This window comes from Acinetobacter sp. YH12255 (assembly GCF_013417355.1).
Lineage (GTDB): Bacteria > Pseudomonadota > Gammaproteobacteria > Pseudomonadales > Moraxellaceae > Acinetobacter > Acinetobacter pseudolwoffii.
Map to the genome: position 1 here is coordinate 27,140 of NZ_VPEC01000008.1, position 25,487 is coordinate 52,626.

At 42.5% G+C, this 25,487-nt stretch carries 24 protein-coding genes; 7 read left to right on the forward strand and 17 right to left on the reverse strand.

Annotation, left to right across the window (positions count from 1 at the left end; translation table 11 throughout):
* Nucleotides 1–5: 5 nt before the first annotated feature.
* The 9 genes from rpsR to ppsA all read right to left on the reverse strand — a co-directional run bounded on the left by rpsR (nt 6) and on the right by ppsA (nt 9,872).
* Nucleotides 6–233 carry a 30S ribosomal protein S18 gene (gene rpsR / locus FTV30_RS05055; protein WP_005097242.1) on the reverse strand — a complete coding sequence of 76 codons (228 nt, stop codon included), beginning with the start codon at nt 231–233 and terminating at the stop codon, nt 6–8.
* A gap of 12 nt (nt 234–245) precedes the next feature.
* Nucleotides 246–632, reverse strand: a complete 387-nt coding sequence (rpsF, locus tag FTV30_RS05060; RefSeq protein ID WP_004278789.1) for a 30S ribosomal protein S6 — start codon at nt 630–632, stop codon at nt 246–248.
* Between the two features lie 433 nt (nt 633–1,065).
* Entirely contained in the window at nt 1,066–1,944 is an 879-nt protein-coding gene (cyoE, locus tag FTV30_RS05065; protein WP_005097240.1) for a heme o synthase, read from the reverse strand.
* A 10-nt stretch (nt 1,945–1,954) separates the two neighbouring features.
* Nucleotides 1,955–2,281: a cytochrome o ubiquinol oxidase subunit IV gene (locus FTV30_RS05070; protein ID WP_005097239.1), complete on the reverse strand. Its 327-nt coding sequence runs from the start codon at nt 2,279–2,281 to the stop codon at nt 1,955–1,957.
* Nucleotides 2,281–2,898 (reverse strand): cytochrome o ubiquinol oxidase subunit III, encoded by a 618-nt coding sequence (gene cyoC, locus FTV30_RS05075; protein WP_005097238.1) that lies wholly within the window; start codon nt 2,896–2,898, stop codon nt 2,281–2,283. The genes FTV30_RS05070 and cyoC overlap by 1 nt, the downstream gene beginning before the upstream one ends.
* Before the next feature lie 4 nt (nt 2,899–2,902).
* Entirely contained in the window at nt 2,903–4,891 is a 1,989-nt protein-coding gene (gene cyoB, locus FTV30_RS05080) for a cytochrome o ubiquinol oxidase subunit I (protein ID WP_074383225.1), read from the reverse strand.
* Between the two features lie 3 nt (nt 4,892–4,894).
* The gene (gene cyoA / locus FTV30_RS05085; RefSeq protein ID WP_005097235.1) at nt 4,895–5,998 is read right to left on the reverse strand and encodes a ubiquinol oxidase subunit II; all 1,104 of its coding nucleotides are present in this window, start codon (nt 5,996–5,998) and stop codon (nt 4,895–4,897) included.
* A gap of 300 nt (nt 5,999–6,298) precedes the next feature.
* On the reverse strand, nt 6,299–7,093 hold the full coding sequence (locus tag FTV30_RS05090; RefSeq protein ID WP_180001138.1) for an RDD family protein: 795 nt from the start codon (nt 7,091–7,093) through the stop codon (nt 6,299–6,301).
* Between the two features lie 400 nt (nt 7,094–7,493).
* On the reverse strand, nt 7,494–9,872 hold the full coding sequence (gene ppsA / locus FTV30_RS05095) for a phosphoenolpyruvate synthase (protein WP_005097232.1): 2,379 nt from the start codon (nt 9,870–9,872) through the stop codon (nt 7,494–7,496).
* A 154-nt stretch (nt 9,873–10,026) separates the two neighbouring features.
* On the opposite strand from ppsA, the gene FTV30_RS05100 reads away from it, so the two are divergent.
* Nucleotides 10,027–10,863, forward strand: coding sequence for a pyruvate, water dikinase regulatory protein (locus tag FTV30_RS05100; RefSeq protein WP_180001139.1), 837 nt, complete (start codon nt 10,027–10,029; stop codon nt 10,861–10,863).
* 233 nt (nt 10,864–11,096) lie between these two features.
* Here FTV30_RS05100 and FTV30_RS05105 read toward each other — a convergent pair whose 3' ends face one another.
* From FTV30_RS05105 to FTV30_RS05120, 4 genes are all read right to left on the reverse strand, one after another.
* Nucleotides 11,097–11,660, reverse strand: a complete 564-nt coding sequence (locus tag FTV30_RS05105; RefSeq protein ID WP_005097230.1) for a hypothetical protein — start codon at nt 11,658–11,660, stop codon at nt 11,097–11,099.
* A 297-nt stretch (nt 11,661–11,957) separates the two neighbouring features.
* Nucleotides 11,958–12,962: an LLM class flavin-dependent oxidoreductase gene (locus tag FTV30_RS05110; RefSeq protein ID WP_100355348.1), complete on the reverse strand. Its 1,005-nt coding sequence runs from the start codon at nt 12,960–12,962 to the stop codon at nt 11,958–11,960.
* Between the two features lie 155 nt (nt 12,963–13,117).
* Nucleotides 13,118–13,570: a hypothetical protein gene (locus FTV30_RS05115; protein ID WP_005097226.1), complete on the reverse strand. Its 453-nt coding sequence runs from the start codon at nt 13,568–13,570 to the stop codon at nt 13,118–13,120.
* A 233-nt stretch (nt 13,571–13,803) separates the two neighbouring features.
* A complete protein-coding gene (locus tag FTV30_RS05120; RefSeq protein ID WP_005097225.1) occupies nt 13,804–14,235 on the reverse strand; it encodes a glycine zipper 2TM domain-containing protein in 432 nt (143 codons plus the stop codon).
* A gap of 346 nt (nt 14,236–14,581) precedes the next feature.
* Between FTV30_RS05120 and prfA the strand changes: the two genes are divergently transcribed.
* A complete protein-coding gene (prfA, locus tag FTV30_RS05125; protein WP_180001140.1) occupies nt 14,582–15,670 on the forward strand; it encodes a peptide chain release factor 1 in 1,089 nt (362 codons plus the stop codon).
* Entirely contained in the window at nt 15,670–16,488 is an 819-nt protein-coding gene (gene prmC, locus FTV30_RS05130; RefSeq protein WP_005097223.1) for a peptide chain release factor N(5)-glutamine methyltransferase, read from the forward strand. Before prfA ends, prmC begins: the two co-directional genes overlap by 1 nt.
* A gap of 173 nt (nt 16,489–16,661) precedes the next feature.
* Here prmC and FTV30_RS05135 read toward each other — a convergent pair whose 3' ends face one another.
* Both FTV30_RS05135 and FTV30_RS05140 read right to left on the reverse strand, forming a co-directional pair.
* A complete protein-coding gene (locus FTV30_RS05135; protein ID WP_005170516.1) occupies nt 16,662–17,015 on the reverse strand; it encodes a hypothetical protein in 354 nt (117 codons plus the stop codon).
* A 227-nt stretch (nt 17,016–17,242) separates the two neighbouring features.
* A complete protein-coding gene (locus FTV30_RS05140; protein WP_180001141.1) occupies nt 17,243–18,265 on the reverse strand; it encodes an AraC family transcriptional regulator in 1,023 nt (340 codons plus the stop codon).
* Between the two features lie 137 nt (nt 18,266–18,402).
* Between FTV30_RS05140 and FTV30_RS05145 the strand changes: the two genes are divergently transcribed.
* The 3 genes from FTV30_RS05145 to FTV30_RS05155 all read left to right on the forward strand — a co-directional run bounded on the left by FTV30_RS05145 (nt 18,403) and on the right by FTV30_RS05155 (nt 22,471).
* Nucleotides 18,403–19,173, forward strand: coding sequence for a 3-hydroxyacyl-CoA dehydrogenase (locus tag FTV30_RS05145; RefSeq protein ID WP_005097220.1), 771 nt, complete (start codon nt 18,403–18,405; stop codon nt 19,171–19,173).
* Between the two features lie 247 nt (nt 19,174–19,420).
* Nucleotides 19,421–20,557 carry an acyl-CoA dehydrogenase family protein gene (locus FTV30_RS05150; protein ID WP_100355343.1) on the forward strand — a complete coding sequence of 379 codons (1,137 nt, stop codon included), beginning with the start codon at nt 19,421–19,423 and terminating at the stop codon, nt 20,555–20,557.
* Between the two features lie 267 nt (nt 20,558–20,824).
* Nucleotides 20,825–22,471 carry an AMP-binding protein gene (locus tag FTV30_RS05155; protein ID WP_180001142.1) on the forward strand — a complete coding sequence of 549 codons (1,647 nt, stop codon included), beginning with the start codon at nt 20,825–20,827 and terminating at the stop codon, nt 22,469–22,471.
* A gap of 243 nt (nt 22,472–22,714) precedes the next feature.
* Here FTV30_RS05155 and FTV30_RS05160 read toward each other — a convergent pair whose 3' ends face one another.
* The gene (locus FTV30_RS05160) at nt 22,715–23,251 is read right to left on the reverse strand and encodes a pyridoxamine 5'-phosphate oxidase family protein (protein WP_180001143.1); all 537 of its coding nucleotides are present in this window, start codon (nt 23,249–23,251) and stop codon (nt 22,715–22,717) included.
* An 82-nt stretch (nt 23,252–23,333) separates the two neighbouring features.
* Nucleotides 23,334–24,203, reverse strand: a complete 870-nt coding sequence (locus tag FTV30_RS05165; protein ID WP_005096218.1) for an IS982 family transposase — start codon at nt 24,201–24,203, stop codon at nt 23,334–23,336.
* A 510-nt stretch (nt 24,204–24,713) separates the two neighbouring features.
* Between FTV30_RS05165 and FTV30_RS05170 the strand changes: the two genes are divergently transcribed.
* Nucleotides 24,714–25,484 carry a HesA/MoeB/ThiF family protein gene (locus FTV30_RS05170; RefSeq protein ID WP_034608477.1) on the forward strand — a complete coding sequence of 257 codons (771 nt, stop codon included), beginning with the start codon at nt 24,714–24,716 and terminating at the stop codon, nt 25,482–25,484.
* Nucleotides 25,485–25,487 lie beyond the last annotated feature (3 nt).

Consider the following 25,487-nt stretch of genomic DNA (forward strand, 5'->3'; position numbering starts at 1 on the left):
CAACCTCACTTATGATTGTCAGTGTAAGGGATCAAAGACAAGAAGCGAGCTTGTTTAATAGCTAGCGCCAATTGACGTTGGTAACGAGCTTTAGTACCTGTAATACGGCTAGGAACAATCTTGCCATTTTCAGTGATGTACTGTTTTAAAGTGTCGATATCTTTGTAGTCGATGTACGTAACGTTCTCAGCTGTAAAGCGGCAGAACTTGCGACGACGGTAAAAACGTGCCATGTTATGTTCTCCTTAAGCTTCAGCAGAGTCTTGAGCGTGTTGTGCTTCTTCACGTTGAGCTTTACGCGCACGTTTTTCTTCAGCACTTTTCGCCAATAGTGACTCTTCAGTGATTGCGTTTTCACGACGGATGATAAGGCTACGAATGATTGCATCGTTATAACGGAACAATTCTTCAAGCTCATCAAGAGTAGTCTGACCACACTCAACATTCATAAGAATGTAGTGAGCTTTGTGGATCTTGTTGATTGGGTAAGCCAATTGACGACGGCCCCAGTCTTCAAGACGGTGGATTTGACCTTCAGCTTCTTTGATGTGAGTTAGGTAGCGTTCTACCATACCAACGACTTGATCGCTTTGATCAGGGTGTACTAAAAGTACGATTTCGTAATGACGCATTGTCAGCTCCTTACGGTTTGGACAGCCCCAATTTAAGTAAATTGAAGCAAGGAGTCACAACCAAGGTTGTGTCGCAGTGTTTGCGAAGGGTGAATTGTAGAGATTTTCGAGGATAATTTCAACCAGATAAGCCATTTTTGTGAAATTATATCTATTGCCAGATTCTCTTATCAAAAAATCGTTATATTTTTAATCAGGCTTAAACTGCTTAAATTTATTAAATATACTGTTGATCATATCAACCGACTCTTTCTAGGCAGGAATTGGCCTAAACCTATGAATGTGACTCTAAAACAAAAATGAGTGAATTTCACAGAAGATAAGAAAGGAGGGGACGAGCGCTTAAAGCTGAAATTTTGATTCTGCAAACAGATGCTCGGAGTGGGGGGATAAAATCAAAATAAAAAAAGATAGAGGCGAACTCTCTATCTTTTTAAAAAAACACTATCTGTGTAGATGGCGCAGTTGAAGTAAAGCTAAATACAATACTGATCACGGTAATCAGGATGACAGAGAACAGAAAATATTTCTTTGCCCAAAGCTGATCATTTTCAGCTTTAAATCCAATGACACCGATATACAACCAGTAAATGCACAATAGATTTAAAATGACTGCATACAACCAATTGGCATAGCCATATACAAATAATGCATTCATGGTCAGGGTGAATAACACCACATACAAAAGTGATTCGATCTTGGTACGATGAATCGAGCGCGCCACAGGCAAAATGGGAATGCCTGCATTTTTGTAATCATCAAAGCGGTAAACCGCAATTGCCCATGAGTGAGGCATTTGCCACAACGCATAACCTAAAAAGATCAGTAATGCACCCAGGTCAAATTGATTGGCCACAGCGGTATAACCAATGACAGGCGGAGCTGCACCAGAAATACTGCCGACTACAGTTTGATGAATTGTGGTTCGTTTTGTCCATAGGCTGTAGAAACCAACATATACAACAAAACCAATCACCGCGAAAAGAAAAGCGTACGCATTTACCCAGAACCATAAAATGCTAAAACCAATGAGGCCTAAGACCAGAGCAAAAGCCAGGGCAACAGGTTCAGAGATGGTTTTGATGACCAGAGCACGATTTTGTGTGCGCTGCATTTTTTGGTCGATGTCCTGGTCAATCACGTTGTTGACCACACATCCTGATGCTACGACAAGCGTAGTACCGAGAAGGGTAATAAGCAGGAGAAGGAAATCTACAGAACCTTGAGTGGCTACGAAGTAGCCACCCAAAGTGGTAACAAAGTTACCGAAGAGAATTCCTGGCTTAGTCAGGAATAAATACTTTTTCAACATGACGACCAGTTTAGATCATCATGTTGTAGTGTAGGTAATTCATGATCCATACAGAACCTACTAAAAGAATAGCGATGGTTAAGATGGTATACACGAACGCAATCACGTTCCAGCGTTGCTCTGAAGAAGAGTTCATATGCAGGAAGTAAATTAACTGCACAAGAATCTGAGCAACCGCAGTAATCGCAATTACTGCAATCAAGATACCGCGTTCAAAACCGCCTGCCATCACCATACCGAATGGAATTACGGTAAGGATGACAGAAAGTACGAAGCCAATTGTATATTGCTTAACGTTACCGTGTGATGCACCAGCTGAGTTGTGATCGTGACTCATTACAGAACTCCCATCAAGTAAACTACGCTGAATACACAGATCCAAACGATGTCAAGGAAGTGCCAGAACAAGCTTAGGCAAGCTAGACGACGCGTGTTTGCAAGAGTCAAACCATATTTCTTGATTTGAACCATTAACACGATCATCCAGACCAGACCAGAAGTTACGTGAATACCGTGCGTACCTACCAAGGTAAAGAACGCAGATAAGAACGCACTTGTGCTTGGACCGTGACCCGCATGAACTAAGTGATTGAACTCATATAGTTCCATGCCGATGAAGATAGCACCGAATACCCAAGTAATCGCTAACCAAGTCAGTACTTTTGCAACGTCTTTTTTGTATGCAGCAAGAACTGCAAAACCAAAGGTTACAGAAGAGATCAAGAGAGCGAAGGTTTCAGTCAGAACGAAACCTAAAGAGTCGCCAAACAGGTCTCTCGCACTTGGAGTACCCACAGGAATGTGGCTACTTAAAACAGCGAACGCAATGAAGAGTGTACCGAACAGGACAAGGTCACTCATCAAGTAAGTCCAGAAACCAAAGACGGTGATGTCAGTATCATCGTGATGATGCTCATCGTGTCCGTGGTTATCGTGATGAAGTACTTCAGCCATTGTCTTAGTCCTTCTTCAAGTGTTTTTCAAGAATCGCATAGCGTTCGTTTTCAATACGCTCAACTTCAGCAGCAGGAACATAGTAATCCACTTTCTTGGTGAAAGAAGACACGATGAAGCTAATGATAGAAGCAATGAACGTAACAACTACTAACCACCAGATGTGCCAGATTAAACCGAAGCCCATTACAGTGATGAACATCGCGATAACGAAACCAGCAGCACGATTCGTTGGCATATGGATATCTTCATACTTCGTTGGTTTTGCATATGCAACACCATTTTCTTTCTCAACCCAGAAAGTATCAATACCATTGATCTTTGGAAGATGAGCAAAGTTATAGAACGGAGCAGGAGAAGATGTCGACCATTCAAGCGTACGGCCATCCCATGGGTCGCCAGTCAAATCTAGACGTTGGTCACGTTGTAAGAAACCAACCACGATTTGCATAACGAAACATACGATACCAAGTGCAACAAGAACTGAACCGAACATCGCGATATTTACATATGGGTCCCAATCTGGGTTGTCAAATGTATTCAGACGACGAGTCATACCCATGAAACCAAGGATATAAAGTGGCATGAATGCAAAGTAGAAACCGAAGAACCAGAACCAGAATGCTGCTTTACCCCAAGTTTCATTCAGTCTCCAACCGAACATTTTCGGCCAGTAGAAGATGATACCTGCGAACATCGCAAATACTACACCACCAATAATTACGTTATGGAAGTGAGCGATCAGGAATAAAGAGTTGTGTACCAGGAAGTCCGCTGGTGGAACCGCCATCAATACACCTGTTAAACCACCGATACCGAAAGTCACAAGGAAGCCAAGTGTCCATAGCATTGGGGTAGTGTAAACAATACGACCCTTGTACATGGTGAACAACCAAGAGAAGATCTTCACACCTGTAGGAATCGCAATAATCATGGTCATGATACCGAAGAACGCGTTAACGTTGGCACCTGCACCCATAGTAAAGAAGTGGTGAACCCATACAACGAATGACAATACTGTGATTGCTACTGTTGCATACACCATGGATTTGTAACCGAACAATGCTTTGCGCGAGTAAGTCGCAACAACTTCTGAGTAAATACCAAATGCTGGTAATACCAAGATATACACTTCTGGGTGACCCCAAGTCCAAATCAGGTTTACATACAACATTGGGCTACCACCCAGGTCATTTGTAAAGAAGTGGAAATCGAAGTAACGGTCAAGCGTTAGCATTGCAATTGTTGCAGTCAACACCGGGAAAGCCGCAATAATCAATACTGCTGTACATAAAGATGTCCAGGTAAAGATTGGCATTTCCATGAGTTTCATGCCAGGCGCACGCATTTTGATGATGGTAACAAAGAAGTTAACACCCGTTAATAGCGTACCTAGACCTGAAATTTGCAGTGCCCAGATGTAGTAGTCCATACCTACGCCTGGAGAATATTCGATACCTGACAGTGGAGGGTATGCCATCCAGCCTGTTGCAGCGAATTCACCTAACGCAAGTGAAACCATCATCAGACCCGCAGCGCCGGCAAATAACCAGAAGCTGAGTGAGTTCAATAATGGGAATGCAACGTCACGTGCACCGATTTGAAGCGGCACAGAGATGTTCATTAAACCAACTACAAGACCCATTGCCACGAAGAAGATCATGATCACGCCATGCGCGGTAAAGATCTGGTCGTAATGCTCAGGGTGTAAATAACCTTCGCCGCCACCTTTTGCAAGGAACTGCTGAAGACGCATCATGATCGCATCGGCGAAACCACGCACCAGCATGATCACAGATACGAAGATATACATGATACCAATTTTTTTATGGTCTACAGATGTGAACCATTCGTTCCACAAGTAGCCCCATTTTTTGAAGTAGGTAATACCAGCAACAACTGCGATAGCACCCAAGATCATCATTGCAACAGTTGCCAATACGATTGGATCGTAAGGAATTGCATCTGGACCTAACTTACCTAAGAAGCTCATGTCTTATTCTCCTTGAGAAGCAGTCGCATGTTCACCTGCTACATGAGCTTCAGAAGCAGATGCTTCCTGAGCAACAGCATCAGTCGCTGCAGCTTCTACAGGAGCTGTATGATCAGCACCGTGGTAGTTACTCATATAGTTGTGAATCACAGATTCAAACAAACCAGACTCGACAGAAGAATAATAAGTCACAGGATGTGGCTGAGTCTTATATGGGCCTTCTGCTTGTGCAGTTTCAGCAAGTCGTTTCTCTAAATCTGTTCTTGCATTACGAACCATTGCATCAATTTGTTTTTGTGAACGGTTGCCGTCACGTAAGGTCGCAAATTCAGCTTGGTCTAAAACAGTTTTTTGAACTGCAACAGGATTTACTGAAGTACCATTACCTGATTGAACTGCAGCAACCCATTCAGCGAATTGAGCATCAGTCACAGAATGTGCACGGAAGCGCATTTGTGAGAAGCCATAGCCTGAATAGTTTGAAGAGAAACCACGATAACCTTCAGCTGGACTCGTTTCATCAGCTAAGAAGTTAAGGTGAGTTTGCATGCCTGCCATTGCATAAATCTGACCACTTAACGCCGGGATGAAGAAAGAGTTCATCGTGAAGTTAGACGTGATACGAAGACTTACCGGAGTTTTCTCTGGGAAACGCAATTCGTTAATTGTTGCAATGTTTTGCTCAGGATAGATGAAGATCCATTTAAATTGTTCAGCAATAACTTGAACAGTTAATGGTGCTTTATCTGCTTCAATTGGACGGTATGGGTCATACTTGTGGGAACCCCACCAAGTTAACCAAGCTAAAATACCAATAATAATGACAGGAATACCCCATACCACAATTTCAATCGCAGTAGAGTGTGTCCATGTAGGTTTATAGTCTGCGTCTTTATTCGATGCACGATATTTCCAACCGAACCATAATGCCATGATGATTGATGGAATAACCACCAACAGCATTAAGTAAATCGCAGTCATCATCAGGTTACTTTGACCTGCTGCAACTGGACCTTTAGAGTTCAGAAGTACCATATCACCACCACACCCGGTCAAGAGTGCAGTCATCGCAGATAAAGACAATACAGCTAAAATCGTTTGTCTCATTTTACAACCTCGGTGAAGAGTCCCATTCCCTAATTTAATATGGGATAGCGATTAAAGTGCACATGACGAAAAAGGCTGATTTTTACAAAACATCCTATTAATCATAATACACCGCTACGTTGTAGGGCATTATGCCTGAGATTGACGAACTAAGCTATATCTAAAGCCGCTTTAAATGCCTGTAATAAAAACCGATTTTGTTGCTCGGGATTTAGGAATATTTATAGGAATTTTATTTCAATTTCAAAGTTATGTAAGAAAGAATGGGATGAATATCATCCCATTTTAAGTGATTCAAAATTATTGTTTTACCACTTGAGTTTTTGCCAGTTTATCGTGTAGGGTCTGACGTTTTTTACCCAATCCGAAGGCCCAGTCAATCATTAAACTCAAGGGCATGAAGATGATATTCAGAAATATAAAGAATACGCTACGAATGGTGAAGGCACGTAATAAGCTAATTTTCTCACCAGATTCAGCATCTACAATTTTGATTTTCGTCATTTTTTTGCCAATACTTTGCCCAGATTTGGCAATAAGGTAGGCTTGAATCACCAGCATGATCAGTAAATAGACCGCAGTTGCAATCCAGGCTTGTTGAGAAAACATCTCAAACATCTGGGTTTGCAGTTGCTGCGCCATGGTAGGATCAGCATCACTGTTGAGTATCACATTCATGAACTCTTGGTTCAATTCTGCAAAGCGGACTTCCTGTTCAGGGGTGAAGAATCCAGTCAGAATAAAAGTCGCTGGTAACCAGAGTAACACGTCTACAATTTTGGCCAGAATACGGCTGGGAATACTGGCAAGTGTATTTTTTTGCGTAGTTGCTTGGGTGCGTGGTTGCGTACCAGACACTGTTATAGGCGGGTTGTTCTGGAAAGGCGTGTCAGGTGTTGCGGTTGGTGCGACATAACCCTCAGGTTGATATACCGATTTTCCCTGGGTAAGCTCACCTAAAGCTTTCCACTCTGCCATGCCTTGATGCCATGCCAAATCAGTTAGCATGACTTGCTGATTGGCAAGCATTTGATTTAATTGCTCGAGCGTATATGGACCAGCTTGTTGATTGTTTCGTGCCAAGTAAATCTGCATATAGACTGAATCTCAATATATAAATTTGAACTGATAATAGGTTGAATTAAGATTGTATTGAATTCTATTTTGAAAACAAACACCATCTTATCGTTAAGATTATAGATAAATTGAGTATTTTCAATCCTATTTATGAAGAAAATGCTTCAAATCAAAAACAGTGTAACAAGGATCGGGTGGTTTGAGTGCATCATTCAACATATCCGATTCGCTTTAATTATTGCCCTTTAAAAATGATTTTACTGTTGGCATTTGTTTGTCATTACAATTTGAATGTGGAGAAACAAAATACAAAAACTTATATTTTTAAAACTTTTAGAAGAGCATTTTGAAATATAAAAGAATATTCATCCCATAAAAAAAAGACCCTGCGAAAGGGTCTTTTTTTATTTAAAATCTATTATGCAGTTGCCACTTTTTCTTTAGCTAGGAAGAACCAGGTATCCAGGACTGAATCCGGGTTTAAAGATACAGACTCAATGCCTTGTTCCATGAGCCATTTCGCAAGATCAGGATGGTCTGAAGGACCTTGACCACAAATACCCACGTATTTGCCTGCACGGTGACATGCCTGGATTGCAAGAGCAAGAAGCGCTTTTACAGCAGGGTCACGTTCGTCGAACAAGTGCGATACGATACCAGAGTCACGGTCTAGACCAAGCGTTAGCTGGGTCAGGTCGTTTGAACCGATAGAGAAACCATCGAAGTGTTCAAGGAATTGATCGGCCAACAATGCGTTGGTTGGTAATTCACACATCATGATCACTTTAAGACCATTTTCACCACGTTTAAGACCGTTCAATTCCAATAACTCGATCACACGTTTTGCTTCAGCCACAGTACGCACAAATGGAATCATGATCTGTACGTTGGTTAAGCCCATTTCATCACGAACTTTTTTCAATGCACGGCATTCAAGCTCGAAGCAGTCACGGAAGTTGTCAGACACGTAGCGGCTTGCACCACGGAAGCCCAGCATCGGGTTCTCTTCTTCTGGCTCGTACAACTTACCGCCGATCAAGTTTGCGTATTCATTTGACTTAAAGTCAGACATACGCACGATCACTGGTTTATCTGCAAATGCAGCAGCAAGAGTAGAGATACCTTCAACCAGTTTTTCTACATAGAACTCGATTGGAGAAGCATAACCAGCAGTACGCGCCATCACAGCAGCACGTGTTTCACGTGGCAAGCTGTCAATATTCAACAATGCTTTAGGATGCACACCGATCATACGGTTGATGATGAATTCTAAACGTGCAAGACCAATCCCTTCGTTTGGAATTTGCGCGAAGTCGAATGCACGATCCGGGTTACCGACGTTCATCATGACTTTGAACGGAAGAGCAGGCATTGATTCGATCGAGTTGGTTTGGATTTCGAAATCCAGCGCACCTTCATAGATGAAGCCCGTATCACCTTCAGCGCAAGACACAGTCACTTCCTGACCGTCAACCAGTACTTCAGTGGCATTACCACAGCCTACAATCGCAGGAACACCAAGTTCACGTGCAATGATTGCAGCATGACAGGTACGACCACCACGGTTGGTAATAATCGCAGCAGCACGTTTCATCACTGGTTCCCAATCCGGGTCAGTCATGTCAGATACCAGCACGTCACCGTCTTGTACTTTGTCCATTTCTTTGATTGAAGTCACGATACGGACTTTACCAGAACCGATACGTTGACCGATTGAGCGACCTTCACAGATCACAGTACCACGTTGTTTGAGGAGATAGCGCTCCATGGTGCCGACATTTTCACGGCTTTTTACTGTTTCAGGGCGTGCCTGAACGATGTAGATTTTTCCATCATCGCCATCTTTTGCCCACTCGATGTCCATTGGAGAACCGTAGTGGTTTTCAATGATCAGCGCTTGTTTGGCAAGTTCTTGGAGTTCTTGGTCGTTTAGAGCGAACTGTTGACGCTCAGCTTTTTCTACATCTACGACAACCACTGATTTACCTGCAGAAGCTTCTTCACCATAAATCATCTTCTGGTGTTTAGAACCCAAGTTGCGGCGTAAAATCGCGTGTCGGCCTGCATTTAACAGCGGTTTAGAAATATAGAATTCGTCAGGGTTGACTGCACCTTGAACGACCATTTCACCCAAACCATAAGACGCGGTAATAAACACTGCATCACGGAAGCCTGATTCAGTGTCCAGGGTAAACATCACACCTGCAGCACCCGTTTCAGAGCGAACCATACGTTGGATTCCTGCTGAAAGGGCAACCACGTCATGCGCGAAGTTTTGATGGACACGATAAGAAATTGCGCGGTCATTATATAAAGATGCAAAAACTTCTTTGATCGCGATAAGCACGTTATCAATACCGCGAATATTCAAGAAAGTTTCTTGCTGTCCAGCAAAAGAAGCATCTGGTAAATCTTCTGCTGTCGCTGATGAACGAACGGCAACCGCGATATCAGGGTTGCCGTTAGAAAGTTCTGCAAATGCTGTACGAACTTCTTGTTCTAATTCAGAGGTAAGTGGAGTATCCACAATCCATTGGCGGATTTTTGCACCGGTTTCAGCAAGAGCATTCACATCATCCACATTTAGTGCTGCAAGCTCTGCATTAATTTTAGCGTTTAGGCCACTTTGCTCGAGAAATTCACGATATGCTTCAGCTGTAGTTGCAAAGCCACCTGGCACCGATACACCAGCATTGGATAAGTGGCTGATCATTTCGCCCAAGGATGAGTTTTTCCCACCCACGAGTTCAACGTCGTGCTTCCCTAATTTTTCCAGACCAATTACGCGCGCTTCCAAAGTTGTTACTCCACTTTTGCAGTATTAATCACTATCTTGGCATGAGAGTATAGCAAATCATCTAGGTTTTTGATTTTACTAAGCGACAGTCATGTAAGATCGGTTTACTATAAAGATTATATAGCACTAAGACAAATGGTGGAGGAGAATTTTAATGTCAGAAGGTAAACAAATTCAGCGTAGTGTTTTCTTTATCTCGGATGGCACGGCAATTACCGCTGAAACGCTTGGACACTCACTATTAGCGCAGTTTCCAAATGTAAAGTTTGACATTCATATTATCCCTTATATTAGCTCTGAAGAAGCCGCAACCAGTGTGGTTGCAGAGATCAATGCGCGTGCTCTGCAAGACGGTGAAAAACCACTGGTTTTTGATACTTTAGTCGACCCTTATGTGCGGGAGATTATTAATACCGCAAATGCCATAAATCTTGATGTATTTGAAGGGCTTATCAGTAAGTTGTCGGATGAGTTGCAGGTGTTGCCTACAACTTTAGTCGGTCAAACCCATGCGGTGACTGATACTGCCTCCTATAAAGCCCGTATCGATGCGGTACATTTTGCCTTGGACAATGATGATGGCGCGCGTACGCGTCATTATGATAAAGCCGATCTGATTCTGATTGGGGTGTCGCGTTCGGGTAAAACACCTACCTCTATTTATTTGTCTTTGCAATTTGGTATTCGGGTGGCCAACTATCCACTAACAGAAGAAGATCTGGACGATAATCGCTTGCCAGCGGTACTGCGTCCGCATAAAAACAAGCTGTTTGGTCTGATGATTGATGCAGACCGTCTCGTCGCGATTCGCACTGAACGTAAGGCCAATAGTCGTTATGCCAGCTTTAGCCAGTGCCAGATGGAGCTGCGTGCCATTGAAGGAATCTACATTTCGGAAGGAATCAAGTACCTGAATGTCTCTGAAATGTCGATTGAAGAAATCTCGACACGTGTCTTGCAAATGACGGGTTTAAAACGTCGAATTGGCTAAAAAGCCAAACAGAGCCAAACTTTGATTTGGCTCTGTTTTATAGCTAAAAAATACCAATAAGTGCTTATTTATAGAAATAATATATGATTTTTATAAATTTAAAAAATATCAAGTATCATAATTAAAAATACAAAAGAGCGTTATTTAATCAATTTGTTGAATAAGTACACTATTAATCCTGGGTGTAGAGTTCTAGATTTCATCAATTTTTCATGTTGAGTTGCCAACGTAGCTTATTCTTCTGCTAAATAAGTATGAATAATAATATCGACCTGATGCTGATCTCCATTGATACAGCAAATACTGTTTTCAGTAATTTTTAGGATTGGCCAGGTAATCAGCTGACAATTTTCCCGCTGTAGCGCGGCATAATAATGATCTGACTTGAGATAGGTGTTAGGAGAAGATGCAAGATTTGGCATTAACTGGCGTCTTAGCCACAGGTTTTGTACCTGATTTTCCAGAAATCTGAGGGAAAGCAGACTCTTAATCCGGTTGTTAAATAGACGGCGATTTTTTCCAATTAAAGGATGATTAATAATGCGTTGCAGAATGCGGTCTGACCCTGGCAGCACAAAAGCAGGATTAATCTGAAAAACTTTCACCGAACCGGCATGTTGACTAATTTTATCCAGCTGGGTAACGGTAAACTGGTCTGTGCCAATAATTGCAATATCTTTGTTTGAATAATCCAGTTTCATAAGCTCGGAAGAAGCGATATTTATTCCGGTAAACAGCTGGAAATGTTCGGGATGATTTTCAAAAATGCCAGCGTGTAGATCTTGCTTGGTGGCCATTAGACTTCCTTGAATTTATTTAATAATTGATTTTCTTTGTCCTAGATATAAACAAAAACCAGAAGCAGGGTAAAGGAGAAAATTTAACTTAGACAGTCATCTATTTGACAGAAATACAGCGGCTTATTTTTTTCTAAGTCAGGGGAGATAAATATGATTAAAAAGCGGTGGTGTTAAGTAAGAGAGAAGAATGAATAGAAAAAGTTTGGATGAAGGCGTTAAACAGGTTGTTGCTATTTTATTTGAAAGTTATACAACATCTACCCATTGCTGAGAATAGGTAGATGTCGCTTTCATTTATTGCCCGTTTTTAAGCTGCATCAACAGCTCAAAGTTATGCAGACGCTTGTCAGTGTCATAGATGTCACAAGTGAAGATAAACTCATCAACATCATATCTGGCTAAAAGTGATTCCAGCCCAGCTTTCACAGTTTCTTTGGAGCCGACCTGTGCCATGGCAAAGAAATTATCAACCGACATTTTCTCGGCAGGTGACCATAGACCGTCCATTGAATCTATCGGCGCTTTCAGTTTTAAGGTCTGACCACGAATCAATGACAAAACCCGCTGATAGGCACTGGTCGCGAGGTATTCTGCTTCTTCATCGCTATCTGCCACACAGGTTGGGACACCCATTGAGACATAAGGACGTTCCAGATATTCGGAAGGCTCGAAGTTTTCACGATACAGCTGAATCGCCTGACCGAGCATACGCGGGGCAAAATGTGAAGCAAAAGAATAAGGCAGGCCAAGTTTTGCTGCAAGTTGTGCACTGAACAGACTCGATCCGAGTAGCCAGACCGGAACATGCGTGCTTTGACCGGGAGTCGCAACAATACGCTGATTCGGCTCTGGATCTTTAAAATATTGCAAAATTTCCAGAATATCTTGCGGGAACTGATCTTCAGTTTCCTGACGGCCACGGCGCAGGGCACGCATGGTCATCTGGTCAGTTCCAGGAGCACGGCCCAGACCGAGTTCAACACGATCTGGATATAAGGTCGCTAAAGTTCCGAATTGCTCAGCCACCACCAGCGGCGCATGATTCGGGAGCATAATCCCGCCTGAGCCTAAAGTTAAGCTTTTGGTGTTCGCCAGTAAATAGCCTAAAAGAACGGCTGTGGCTGAACTGGCAATGCCATCCATATTGTGATGTTCTGCCAGCCACATTCGGCTATAACCTAGTTGTTCTGCTGCCTGGGCAAGCTCCAGCGCGTGGTTCAGCGCGAATTGAATAGTCTTATCGTCACGAACAGGAACCAGTTCGAGGATAGAGAACCGGGTATCGTTAAGTGTACGCATCGTATTACTCTTAAATAGACATGACTAAAAGCATACGACTTTGCATTGTATTTGTATATCGAAAAAAATCGATATAAGTGTAAACGAAAATAACAGGCAAAAAAATAAGCATCCGAAGATGCTTATTTAAGGAGGGAAGCTTAGAGAGTGCAGCCTTAACGACGACGGTTGTTGTAACGATAGTCATTCGTGCGGTAGTTTTTTGAACTGTAGCGACGGTCATAGCGGTCATCATAACGGCGATCCTCACTGACTTTTTTACCCAGTGCTGAACCACCCGCAGAACCTAGTGCTGCACCGATATAACCGCCATTGGTACCCGCCATGTTTCGGCCGACTGCATAACCCGCACCTCCACCGAGGGCACCACCGATAATCGCACCATTACGGTCACGTTTGTTTGCCGCAACAGCTGCACCAGCACCACCACCAATCGCAGAACCGATGGTTGCACCGGTTGTACCACCCATTTTATTACCCACGGCTGCACCAACCACACCACCAAGTGCTGAAGCTAAAGCTGTATTGGTGGTATTACCGGCATTGGCTGCTGTCATACCCATGGCTGAGGTTGCTACAACAGCGATCATTAGAGATTTATAGTTCATGAGTACACCTTTTCGTATATCTAGCTGTATTTGTTGATAAGATCAATTTAATCTAGCAAGCGTCAAACAGCATGAAGGCCGTGTTGACGAATTGTGATTTTTATCTCCTTAATTTATTCATGATTTTGAGTGAATAATTTTATGTATTACATGAATTTGACTGTGTTTGAAAAGCATAAAAAAAGCACCCGAAGGTGCTCTTAATGACGAATGTCTGAGGTCTAACGCATTGATCAGTTATAACGGTAATGACGTTTTTTCTTGTAGTGGCGTGATTTGGCTTTTTCTGCAGTTTTGTCTTTGGAAATCTTGTTACCTAATGCAGCACCACCGGCAGCACCCAAGGCTGAACCGATATAACCGCCATTGCTGCCGCCCATGTTTTTACCTACGGTATAACCTGCACCGCCACCCAAAGCACCACCGATTGCAGATTCAGTACGGTTCTTTTTGCTACTTGCCACTGCTGCGCCGCCTGCACCACCTAAGGCTGCGCCAAGTGTAGCGCCAGTATTGCCGCCCATGTTTTTACCTAGGGCTGTACCTGCAACACTACCTAAGGCACTTGCTGCTGCAACACGTGCTGTACTGTCTGCATGTGCATTTACCGCCATCATTGAACCAGCAGCTAAAACTGTACTCATTAAAAGTGCGTTGAGTTTCATGTCATCACTCCGTGTCCATTAACAGGACTGTATTTATTTCGATGTGGAAAATGTAACAAATCATGCCCAGAATAATATGAAGATGTTTCTCCATAATTTACTGCTTTATTTGATGAATTGTAAAATCTGCAAGAAATAAGCATAAGATCGATTATAAAAAAGGCAATTCCACTATTTTTAATCTTATTTGTTAACAAATGCTGCCGAGAGAGAATGATAGCGGCGTGGACTTACTCAATAATGATGTTCATTAGAAGCCAGAATCGTTAAACTAGGCGCAATTTTTTGATTTCGCTGTGCTAAATCGGTTTTTAGTTGCAGCCTATGTTTTGAGATTTTTTAAAAAATGAAAGAATCGTTACGTTTACGATTAGACCAACTCTCTGACCGCCACGAAGAGCTGACAGCATTATTGGCTGATATAGAAGTAATTTCAGACAATAAACGTTTTCGTCAGCTGTCGCGTGAGCATAATGACCTGGCAGAAATCACCAGCGTTTGGAGCAAGTACAGACAGGCTGAAGAAGATATTGAAACAGCTCAGGCCATGTTGTCGGACCCGGACTTTAAGGAAATGGCACAAGAGGAAATCAAAGAAAATAAAGCTTTGATTGAAGCGCTTGAATCAGACCTGAATATTCTGATGATTCCAAAAGATCCAAATGATGCCAACTCTGCTTATCTGGAAATTCGTGCCGGAACCGGCGGCGATGAAGCAGCGATTTTCTCGGGCGATCTGTATCGCATGTATAGTAAATATGCAGAAAATCAAGGCTGGCGTATTGAAATCCTGTCAGAAAATGAAGGTGAACACGGCGGTTATAAAGAAGTGATTTGCCTGATCAATGGTGACGGTGTATATGGTCGCTTGAAGTTTGAGAGTGGTGCGCATCGTGTACAACGTGTGCCAGCAACCGAATCGCAAGGTCGTGTACATACGTCTGCTTGTACCGTTGCGATCTTACCGGAAGTCGATGTCGATACTTCGGTAGAAATCAATTCCTCGGATTTGCGGATTGATACTTACCGTGCCTCAGGTGCTGGTGGTCAGCATATTAACAAAACTGATTCTGCGGTACGTATTACCCATTTACCGACAGGCACGGTAGTGGAGTGTCAGGATGAACGTTCGCAACACAAAAACAAAGCCAAAGCGATGGCACTTTTGGTGTCTCGTTTAGAAAATGCCAAACGGGCTGCTGCCGATGCTGCAACCTCTGAAATGCGTCGTGATCTGGTTGGTTCAGGGGATCGTTCAGAACGTATTCGTACCTATAATTACCCTCAAGGTCGTATGACCGACCACCGCATTAACCTGACTTTATACAAGCTGGATGCGGTCATGGAAGGTGATTTGACCGAATTGCTGGACAGCCTGCATCGCGAATATCAGGCCGATCAGTTGGCCATGCTTGCACAGCAGAATGGTGGATAATGAATATTTTACAAGCGCTGGCTTTACGCGGTGAAGCTGAAAGTTATGAGCGTCAGGAAAATGCCTGGTTGCTGGAACACATCACCAAGATTGATTCATTTGATCTGTTGATGAAAAAAGATCAGGAATTGACGCCTGAGCAGGAACAAGCTTATAAGGATGGTCTGGCACGAATTGCTGCCGGTGAACCTTTGGCTTATGTCACCGGTTCACAACCATTCTGGACTTTGGATCTGAAAGTCAGCAAAGATACGTTGGTGCCGCGTCCTGATACTGAAGTGCTGGTTGAAACCGTGTTAAAGTTAGATTTGCCTGAAGATGCCCGTGTGGTGGATTTGGGTACAGGCACAGGTGCAATTGCCTTATCGCTTGCATCGGAGCGTCCTGAATGGGTGATTGTTGCATCAGATATTTATGCGCCTACGCTTGAAGTAGCCAAATATAATGCAGAACAACATGATATTGAGAATGTAGAATTCGTTCTGGGTTCGTGGTTGAAACCATTTGGCCGTCAGTTCTTTGATGTGATTGCTTCAAATCCGCCGTATATCGATCCGGATGATGCACATATGCAGCATCTGGCGACCGAGCCGCAACGTGCACTGGTTGCGGATAAAAAGGGCTTGGCTGATTTGGAAGACATTATTATTCAGGCCAAAAAGCATTTAACCGTCAATGGCTGGGTGGTGCTTGAGCATGGTTATGATCAGGCTGATGCCGTGCAGCATCTATTTAAGCAGGCCGGTTATAAAAAGGTCCGTACCGTAAAAGATTATGGCGGTAATGATCGGGTGACTTTGGGTCAGTGGCCGCATTAATTTTTAATCCTTCTTTATGAAAAGAGCGACCGATTTGGTCGCTTTTTTTTTTGGTTTTTTAAATTCTTAGATTAACATCTGAAATATCCAGTATTTTTAATGACATTCTATTACTATCCTATAAAGAAAAAAGTGATGCCAGAGCATCACTTTTGTTAAATTCTTTAAAAGAATTACATCGGATAGTCTTGCAGGCAGTCATAGACTTCGACTTGATCTAAGCCACCGGTTTCCATTGCCAGACAAAGCGCTACAACTTTCACGGTATCTGCCAAGTATTGTTCATCTTTGAGCGCAATACCTTGTTGCAGGGCGACAATGCGATCTGCCGGAATTTCTAAGGCTGCCGCAGTTTCAGTTGCATCAACACGGTTAAAGAACTGAACCACAACATCTTTAAGCGCTGAGTCAGAGGCACTTAAAATAGCTTGATTAAGCTGTTCAGAGATTTGATCAGCTGAATGAACTAAAGCATTGGCGAAGTTTTGAACAAGATTCTGTTCAAGAACATCAGTCATCTTTAACATGAAAATACCTTCAACTTAGGAGAAAATTTGGGAGTACAGCTAATAGCAAAGTGCTATAAATTGAGTGAAAAATAATCTATTCTCAGGCGAATTGCAAAGCTTTCTGGATGACTGTGTAGTCCTGCTAATATATGCTGCAGGGCTTGAAATTTATAATCACAGTAAAAATATGAACTTAAGTTTCAATAAAATTTTATTAATATTTTTTAAGTATCAATTTATATAAATTATCTAATATTATTTTGACGATAAGCTCCCGGACTGACTCCAGTCCATTTCTTAAAGGCACGATGAAAGGCGCTGGATTCCTGGAAGTTGAGCTGGTCACTGATGTCTTGCAAGCTTTGCTCAGTACGCGTCAATAATTCGATTGCGGTATCCCGGCGTATTTCATTTTTTAATTGCTGGTAGCTGACCCCTTCGCTTTTTAAACGCCGTTGCATGGTCGCCTCGGACATATTCATTTTTGAGGCAAGATCATTCAGTTCTAGCCATTCTGACGGTGAAACTTGCAGAAGCTGTCTGCGAATCTGGGTGCTGAGTGCATAAGGATTTTTAAAACGCACCAATAAATTGTGAGGCGTTTGTTGAATAAACTGATACCAGGATTGAGCATCCTGCTTAATCGGCAGTTGCAGATAGCTTGCATCAAACTGCACATAGTTTTCATTGGCCTGATATTCAATCTGTTCACAAAAACGGACTTTATAATCAAAATCATCGAGTGGTGCAGGACATTTTAATTGAATCTGATTCAGCAAAATCCGTTGTCCACTTAACCAGCAGATCAAGGTATGAATCAGCATCAGATAGGTCGCATAACTAAACATGCGTTTTGTAGATTTTAAATCATAAATCACGATATAGGCATAGTGTTCCTCAACGAGAAGCGTGCTTTGCAGATCGTCCAGAATCAAGTTGAGAAATTGCAAAATGTGTTGTAGCGCCTTTTCCAGTGTATCTGCCTGCATAAGCATTTTTGAAAGCAATTTAAAGCTGCCACGGCGCATGGCATGACTGTCCATGCCAAAAAATTCGTCATTCATGCTGTCTGCAAGCACTGTCCATAATTGGGCAAACTGGCTTACCGACACGCGCGCTTGAGGTGCATTGAGTACTTCGGCTGGAATATTGGCTTTTTTCAGAATAGTAGAGATATCAAATTCTAATCGTTTGGCATCGAGCAAGGCTTCCTTGACCAAGTCGATCGAAATAGTCCCTTTGCTATATTCCAGTGCAGGCTTATGCATGTTCAGTGTGACATCCTCATTTTTATTGTCCAAATACCTCAGGCAAGATGCAATATTTGGAAATTGTACAGAATAAAAACTCTGTTTACTCTGCATATTAAGTCGTATCTCAAATAGAAAATTATCAGGGAAGAAATATGAAAATTCAGGGAAAAGTCGTTGTGATTACCGGGGGAGCATCGGGTTTGGGTGCAGCGACAGCCACGCATCTGGTTGCACACGGTGCCAAAGTGATTCTGGTCGATATGAATCAAGAGCAGGGTGAGGCATTACAGCAACAACTGGGTGAGCAGGCTGAATTTGTACAGCTAGATGTCACCGATGAGCAGGCCGTAGAAACGTTCTTTGCACATGTCGAAAATGCGTATGCTCAACTGAATGGTTTGATCAACTGCGCAGGTATTGCACCTTCTGCCAAAGTGCTGGGGCGTAACGGTATTCATGAATTGGCGATGTTCCAAAAAGTGCTGAATATTAACGTGAATGGCACATTTAATATGCTACGTCATGCAGCGGCGTTAATTGCAAAATATGAACTGCAATCTGGTGAAGAAGAGCGTGGCGTGATTGTAAATACCGCTTCGGTCGCCGCTTATGATGGTCAAATTGGCCAGACCGCTTATGCTGCTTCCAAAGGTGCAGTGGTGGCGATGACTTTACCTTTGGCTCGTGAACTGGCACGTGAAGCCATTCGAGTGATGACCATCGCCCCGGGCATTATGGAAACCCCGATGCTAAAAGGTATGCCGCAAAATGTTCAGGATGCTTTGGGACAAATGGTGCCATTCCCATCACGTTTGGCTAAACCTCAGGAATTTGCCCAGCTGGTGGGGCATATTTTTGAAAATAGCTATTTAAATGGTGAAGTGATTCGTCTGGATGGCGCGATTCGCATGCAGCCTAAATAAGTCTTCGATTTATATAGGACATGATGATTTGCACAGCTGCCAGTTTCTCATTGAATTTAAATGACTTTGTTTAAGCATGCATTTTCTTTTGAAGGATCAAAAGAAACAAAAATCCTTTGCGAAACTGAAGATACATCCCTGTATCTCAGTTTCGCAGGCGACATCCATGCCGCCTTAACTGACGTTCCAACGATCTCAATAGTAAAAAGCTTGAAGTAAATAAAATAGATATAGAAAGGGAAGTTCAATGATTTTAAATGATGAACAAAAAATGATTCAGGACATGATGCGCAATTATTCGCAGCAGAAACTGAAACCAACAGCGGCCTTACGCGATAAAACAGCACAATTTCCTGCACAAGAACTCAAAGAACTGGGTGAGCTTGGCGCACTGGGTATGACCGTTGCTGAAGAATGGGGCGGTGCAGGTCTGGATTATGTTTCTCTGGTTTTGGCACTTGAGGAAATTGCCGCAGGAGATGGGGCAATTTCGACTATTATCAGTGTGCAGAATTCTTTGCCTTGTGGGATTACCCAGCGTTATGGCACCGAAGCACAGAAACAGCAGTATTTAACTAAACTGGCCACCGGTGAATGGCTGGGTTGTTTCTGCTTGACAGAACCTCAGGCCGGTTCAGATGCCAGTTCTTTAGAATGTAGGGCCGAACGTGATGGCGATGAATGGGTACTTAATGGCACCAAGCAGTTTATTACCACGGGCAAACATGCACAGATCGCATTAGTCTTTGCTGTGACAGATAAATTGGCAGGGAAAAAAGGCATTTCATGTTTTCTGGTACCGACCGATGCACCGGGTTATATCGTGTCACGCCTAGAGGAGAAAATGGGTCAGCATTGTTCCGATACCGCGACGATTGTTCTGGATAACTGCCGGATTCCGGTGGAAAACCTGCTGGGTCAGGAAGGTGAAGGCTACAAAATTGCCTTGTCCAATCTTGAATCTGGTCGTATTGGTATTGCAGCACAATCAGTCGGGATGGCTCGGGCTGCGCTGGATGCAGCGGTGGAATATGCCAATGAACGTAAAGCCTTTGGTGTAGAAATTGTGCAGCATCAGGCAGTGGCTTTCAGGCTGGCAGATATGGCGACACAAATTGAAGCGGCACGTCAGCTGACCTTGCATGCGGCAACTTTAAAAGATGCTGGTTTAGCCTGCTTAAAAGAAGCCTCAATGGCAAAACTGTTTGCATCAACCATTGCAGAACGGGTCTGTTCCGATGCGATTCAGATTCATGGTGGCTACGGTTATGTCTCTGATTTTCCAGTAGAGCGTATTTACCGTGATGTGCGCGTGAGCCAAATTTATGAAGGTGCATCGGATATTCAACGTTTGGTGATTGCGCGTGAAGTCTGTCAACGTTGATTTTGATTAAAAAATAGATTTTGGTCGATATTCAAATCTGGCATTTCGGTTGATGGATATGGAAATTGCCAGGATCAAGCAACCCTGATTAGCTAAAGACAGACAGTACGCAGAAGATAAATAAAGCAGCATGATTCATGTCTTAGTCATCAGGCATGAATTAGATGTGAAGAAACTATGCTGATGGAATCAGCAGGAACAACAACGATAAGTGGACACACTCAGGCAAGGTCGCCTGAAAAATACAACAGGATAGAGGTTGTCGTCATGAAGACACTAGAACAAGCATATGTTGATTTCAATTTTGAAAATATGGTTCAGGAACATCTGGCTGGAAATGCAGAGTCCATCAATGCCTATACTGAATGTTGTGGACGTTACCTTGGCCAAAACCGAACCGCACTGATCTGGGAAGGCAAAAATGGTCAAACAGAGCAGTGGACATTTGAACAATTGGCAACTGCTTCAGGACAGCTGGCCAATTATATGCATTCTCTGGGTTTAAAAGCAGGAGATTGTATAGCTGGACTACTGCCAAGAACACCTGCACTCTTAATTACTATTTTGGCCACCTGGCGGATCGGTGCTATCTATCAGCCTTTGTTCACTGCCTTTGAAAGTAAAGCAATTGAGCATCGTATGAGTACAGCCGCTACTCAACTGATTGTCACCGATCAAGAGCAGCGCTTGAAACTGCATGATCTGAATATTCCAAATATTCTGACCGTACATCAGGCAGTGGCAGATCATTATCCGGATGCTGACTTTTGGACCGAGTTAAAGCAGCAGTCAGAAGAGTTTGAGCCAGTGAGTGGCCAATTTAATGATATTTTTCTGATGATGTTTACTTCAGGCACCACAGGCTTGGCAAAATCGGTTCCTGTACCTTTAAAAGCGTTGTTGGCCTTTAAAGGCTATATGCTGCACGCCGTAGATCTGCGAGAAGAAGATTCCTTCTGGAATCTGGCCGACCCAGGTTGGGCCTATGGACTATATTATGGCATTGCGGGCCCGCTCAGTTTAGGTCATAGCATCATTATGGATGAACGTGGATTTAGCGTCGATAATGCTGTACATATCATTGAGAAATATAAAGTCAGTAACCTGACTGGCTCGCCAACTGCATTCCGGATGTTCTTTGGCTTTAAAGAAAAATTTGATGCAGGCATCAGTTCGCATTTGCGTGTGGTCAGTAGTGCAGGTGAACCGCTTACGCCTGAAGTGATCCAGTGGTTCAATCATGATTTAAATGTGAATATTTATGATCAATATGGACAGACTGAACTCGGTATGGTGATCGCCAATCATCATGGCTTGGAGCATCATAAAAAAGTGGGTTCAGCTGGATTTGCGATTCCGGGGCATCGCTTTGCGGTATTGAACCCAAAACATCAGGAAGTCGAAAAAGGCGGGATTGGAATCTTGGCAATTGACTGTTCGGCTTCACCCTTGATGTGGTTTAAAGGCTATGCCGGTCATAATCGAAAGTCTTTTGTCGGGCAGTATTATTTAACCGGTGACACTGTAAAACTGAATGAATATGGCGGTATTGATTTTATTGGACGTGCGGATGATGTCATTACAACCTCAGGCTATCGGGTGGGGCCTTTTGATGTAGAAAGTACCTTGCTGGAATGTGAAGAAGTGCTTGAATCTGCAGTCGTTGGTAAACCAGATCCAGAACGAACAGAAATTGTAAAAGCCTTTGTGGTACTTAAACCAGTCTATCCAGCCACTGAAGAACTCATGCTGAAGCTGCAAAGCTATGTGCGTTCACGCCTATCCAAGCATGCCTACCCAAAAGAGATTGAATTTGTCGAGTGTTTACCTAAAACATCGAGTGGAAAAATTCAGCGAAATTTACTCAAACAGCAGGAAATTGCCAAACTTCAAGAAATGAAGCGAGTCAGTTAGTTTTTTTGATTGAGTGCTAAAAGGCTGCCATGGCAGCCTGTGGTTTTTTGACAAAATACAGCATTTTCTAGTTAAATTTTAAATTAGAGATAGGACTGATTTTTACAAGATTTTATTTTCAAAAGTACGAATTAAATTAAGCGAAATACATTGTTGATGTAATTACATTGAAATTACGACAAGGTTTAAGATTAAATATATCAAAAATTTAGCCTCTTAGTCTTAAGAGGCTAAATGTATCCATTACCAAATATTGGTTTGTAAATTTACTTTTTGGTGTTCCGCATGTGGCTCACCCGCTTCACCGGTAACGCCACCTTTTAAAGTTAAAGCTTTAAAGAGCTGGGTGACTTTATTGTCGGTCACATTCCAGTATTCAGCGCTGACCGCTTCAGCAATCAATACCCGTACAGTCGGATCATCCTTGCCTTCAAACCAGTTTTCAGCCCAGGGATTCCATAATTGCTCAATCAAGATGCGGTCAGTACTGATCTGAGCATGTGCACTAATCGACACATAAATACCATCTGATGGTTTTGCAAAAGACAATCCAATTTGACCACGGCCTGTTTCTGCTGCTTTGACCAGATCATTGGTATTACGCAGGATGAAATATAAATTTTGACGTTCATTCATCTGTTCGGAGTTCAGCATGGTCATTGGCTGGGAATGGATTTCATGGGTGTCAGTTAAATGGCTGATCATGGTGTAACGGACATCCTTGATCAATTCCCATAATTTTTCACGATTATCATGTTGAGTATTGTTATGCTCGGTCATGTATGTTCTCCATACGATTTTATGAAAACTTGAAAAGATTGCTTGGTATTTTCAGATTAATCATATTTAACCCGAATCCTGCTTAAGCCGATGATTCCTTAATTTGAATTGTTGGCTTATTTCGATGGGTTAATTGATATGCACATAGTGAGGCGTAAATTCCACTCAGAAATCCATGAAGACTACGTGCTTTACTCGTCACTAAATTGTATTGCCCCTTCAATAAGCTGAATAATGTTTCTATTTTATTGCGTTGTCTTAGGTGATATTCATCTGATGCACAGAGTTGAATAGCCTGCATATTCTTCCGATGATAAGTAATTAAATCAATACCTTGATCTTTCAATCTAATTTTTAATTCTTGGCTGATGTAGCCCCGATCCCCGTAAAGTTTTGCTTCTATACCAGCAACCAATTGCTCAACCATTTTTATGTCAGCAACATGTCCATTCGATAAAGCAGAACAGGCAATTTCACCAAATTGATTCATTGCAATATGTAATTTACAGCCATAAAACCAGCCCATTGAGCTTCTACCACGTGATGCAATTTGGATTAATGATTTATGACGCTGAATACGTTGATTTTTACAAACTGGCAGAGTTGTTGAATCAATCCATAAATATTGTGTACCTTGGCCTTTCATCAGTGCCACATGTAAAGCGTGTAGAGCTAATTCATGCATATTGATCAGATGAATCATCCTTTGATAGCAAGGCAAGTACTTAAATAAATGGCTTTTATCTTCTTTTAACCAGCTGAAAAAGGCTTTGAAATTATTGAAATGAGAGCATTTGTACCAAATGGCAATAAAGCAGATTTCTGAAATTGTAAGTTGAGCAGTTCTGATTCTTAAGGAACCACGGTTTTGTTTGAGAAACTCCCAATAAGTTGATTCAAATTTAAGAAAAAAATCATCAATTACGCAGAATAATTCGGTACTATTGAACATCAGGACGAGAGTTGTGAGTTTGGTGTGGTAACTCAACTGATGGCTCTAGTCCTCTTATTTTTCAAGTCAATTTCTTATCCGCGATTCGGGTATATTTAGAGACAGATGCCTGAGGTCTCACTGAACTCATACATTTTTATACGCAAATGCAGGCAGAGACTACAGAATCGCTAAACAAGGCAACTTAATGTACAGGGTAATTTAATAGCAAAGATTTTAATAACAGCAGGTCTGACGCCTTTTATAAACTGGAGAGCCATTTGCCGGAACTGTTTAATTGAGGTGATTCAAAAAAATCATGCCAAGCTCTAGTGGCTGCAGCTTGATACCGAGCGTTTAGCTGATATGCTATTTGGCTCAGCGATGGCCAAACCATTTATTGATGTGCTGTGAATTGACTGTGAAATTGATCTTCCAAAGATTTTTAGCCTTTAGAAACATCAGTAAAGCCAATTTTGCGATCATTGTTAAAAATTTTCGAAACAAGGAAAGACGTTGTCTACATTTAATATGGATGCCATATCCCCAGAATTCGAACTCACCGATGCTGAATTACATTTGTATAGCCGTCAGATTCTCTTAGATGACTGGGATATTGACGCTCAAGAACGGTTAAAATTTTCTAATGTCTGCATTGTTGGTTGTGGTGGAATTGGCTGTGCACTGGCAGAACTTTTGGCACGTGCCGGTGTAGGAAAAATTACCCTAATCGATCCAGATACGATCGAGATGAGCAATTTACAGCGACAACTTGCATTTACACCGCAGGATCTTGGACTTTACAAAGCAGAAATTCTGGCGAAACGACTGGGCCAAATTAATCCAAACGTACAGGTTGAATATATTAATCAGGCCTTAACGGCTGAAAATGCAGTCAGTGTGATTCGGCATCAGGACTTGGTGCTGGATGGTTGCGACCAGTTTGCGACACGTTATCTGGTTAATCAGCGCTGTGTAGAACTGAATGTACCTTTGTTGAGTGCCTCGGCGATTGGCCTGCAAGGGCAACTTTTTATGCTCGAAGGGGATTCGGCCTGCTATGCCTGCCTGTTCCCACCCGAGAATCAGGCCGATGAAAGTCTGCGCTGTGCAGATTCCGGAGTACTGGCGACCACGCCTAACGTGATGGCCAGCTTGCAAGCCCATCATGCCTTGTTATATCTGGGTTTGGGATTGATGCCACTCAGACAAAAACTGCTGTTATGGGATGGATTGAGTTTTAAGCAGCGGATTCTCGCTTTCGAAAAAGATACAGATTGTCCGATCTGTCAGGCAAGATAAGCC

Coding starts and splice junctions, on each gene's coding strand:
- FTV30_RS05145 (WP_005097220.1), top strand. CDS start 18,403: ATGAAAATTCAGGGAAAAGTCGTTGTGATTACCGGGGGAGCATCGGGT.
- FTV30_RS05135 (WP_005170516.1), bottom strand. CDS start 17,015: ATGTTAAAGATGACTGATGTTCTTGAACAGAATCTTGTTCAAAACTTC.
- rpsR (WP_005097242.1), bottom strand. CDS start 233: ATGGCACGTTTTTACCGTCGTCGCAAGTTCTGCCGCTTTACAGCTGAG.
- FTV30_RS05150 (WP_100355343.1), top strand. CDS start 19,421: ATGATTTTAAATGATGAACAAAAAATGATTCAGGACATGATGCGCAAT.
- FTV30_RS05110 (WP_100355348.1), bottom strand. CDS start 12,962: ATGCGTACACTTAACGATACCCGGTTCTCTATCCTCGAACTGGTTCCT.
- FTV30_RS05100 (WP_180001139.1), top strand. CDS start 10,027: ATGTCAGAAGGTAAACAAATTCAGCGTAGTGTTTTCTTTATCTCGGAT.
- cyoE (WP_005097240.1), bottom strand. CDS start 1,944: ATGTTGAAAAAGTATTTATTCCTGACTAAGCCAGGAATTCTCTTCGGT.
- FTV30_RS05170 (WP_034608477.1), top strand. CDS start 24,714: ATGGATGCCATATCCCCAGAATTCGAACTCACCGATGCTGAATTACAT.
- cyoA (WP_005097235.1), bottom strand. CDS start 5,998: ATGAGACAAACGATTTTAGCTGTATTGTCTTTATCTGCGATGACTGCA.
- FTV30_RS05140 (WP_180001141.1), bottom strand. CDS start 18,265: ATGCATAAGCCTGCACTGGAATATAGCAAAGGGACTATTTCGATCGAC.
- FTV30_RS05070 (WP_005097239.1), bottom strand. CDS start 2,281: ATGAGTCACGATCACAACTCAGCTGGTGCATCACACGGTAACGTTAAG.
- cyoB (WP_074383225.1), bottom strand. CDS start 4,891: ATGAGCTTCTTAGGTAAGTTAGGTCCAGATGCAATTCCTTACGATCCA.
- FTV30_RS05105 (WP_005097230.1), bottom strand. CDS start 11,660: ATGGCCACCAAGCAAGATCTACACGCTGGCATTTTTGAAAATCATCCC.
- FTV30_RS05115 (WP_005097226.1), bottom strand. CDS start 13,570: ATGAACTATAAATCTCTAATGATCGCTGTTGTAGCAACCTCAGCCATG.
- FTV30_RS05165 (WP_005096218.1), bottom strand. CDS start 24,203: ATGTTCAATAGTACCGAATTATTCTGCGTAATTGATGATTTTTTTCTT.
- rpsF (WP_004278789.1), bottom strand. CDS start 632: ATGCGTCATTACGAAATCGTACTTTTAGTACACCCTGATCAAAGCGAT.
- FTV30_RS05160 (WP_180001143.1), bottom strand. CDS start 23,251: ATGACCGAGCATAACAATACTCAACATGATAATCGTGAAAAATTATGG.
- prfA (WP_180001140.1), top strand. CDS start 14,582: ATGAAAGAATCGTTACGTTTACGATTAGACCAACTCTCTGACCGCCAC.
- prmC (WP_005097223.1), top strand. CDS start 15,670: ATGAATATTTTACAAGCGCTGGCTTTACGCGGTGAAGCTGAAAGTTAT.
- FTV30_RS05120 (WP_005097225.1), bottom strand. CDS start 14,235: ATGAAACTCAACGCACTTTTAATGAGTACAGTTTTAGCTGCTGGTTCA.
- FTV30_RS05090 (WP_180001138.1), bottom strand. CDS start 7,093: ATGCAGATTTACTTGGCACGAAACAATCAACAAGCTGGTCCATATACG.
- FTV30_RS05155 (WP_180001142.1), top strand. CDS start 20,825: ATGAAGACACTAGAACAAGCATATGTTGATTTCAATTTTGAAAATATG.
- cyoC (WP_005097238.1), bottom strand. CDS start 2,898: ATGGCTGAAGTACTTCATCACGATAACCACGGACACGATGAGCATCAT.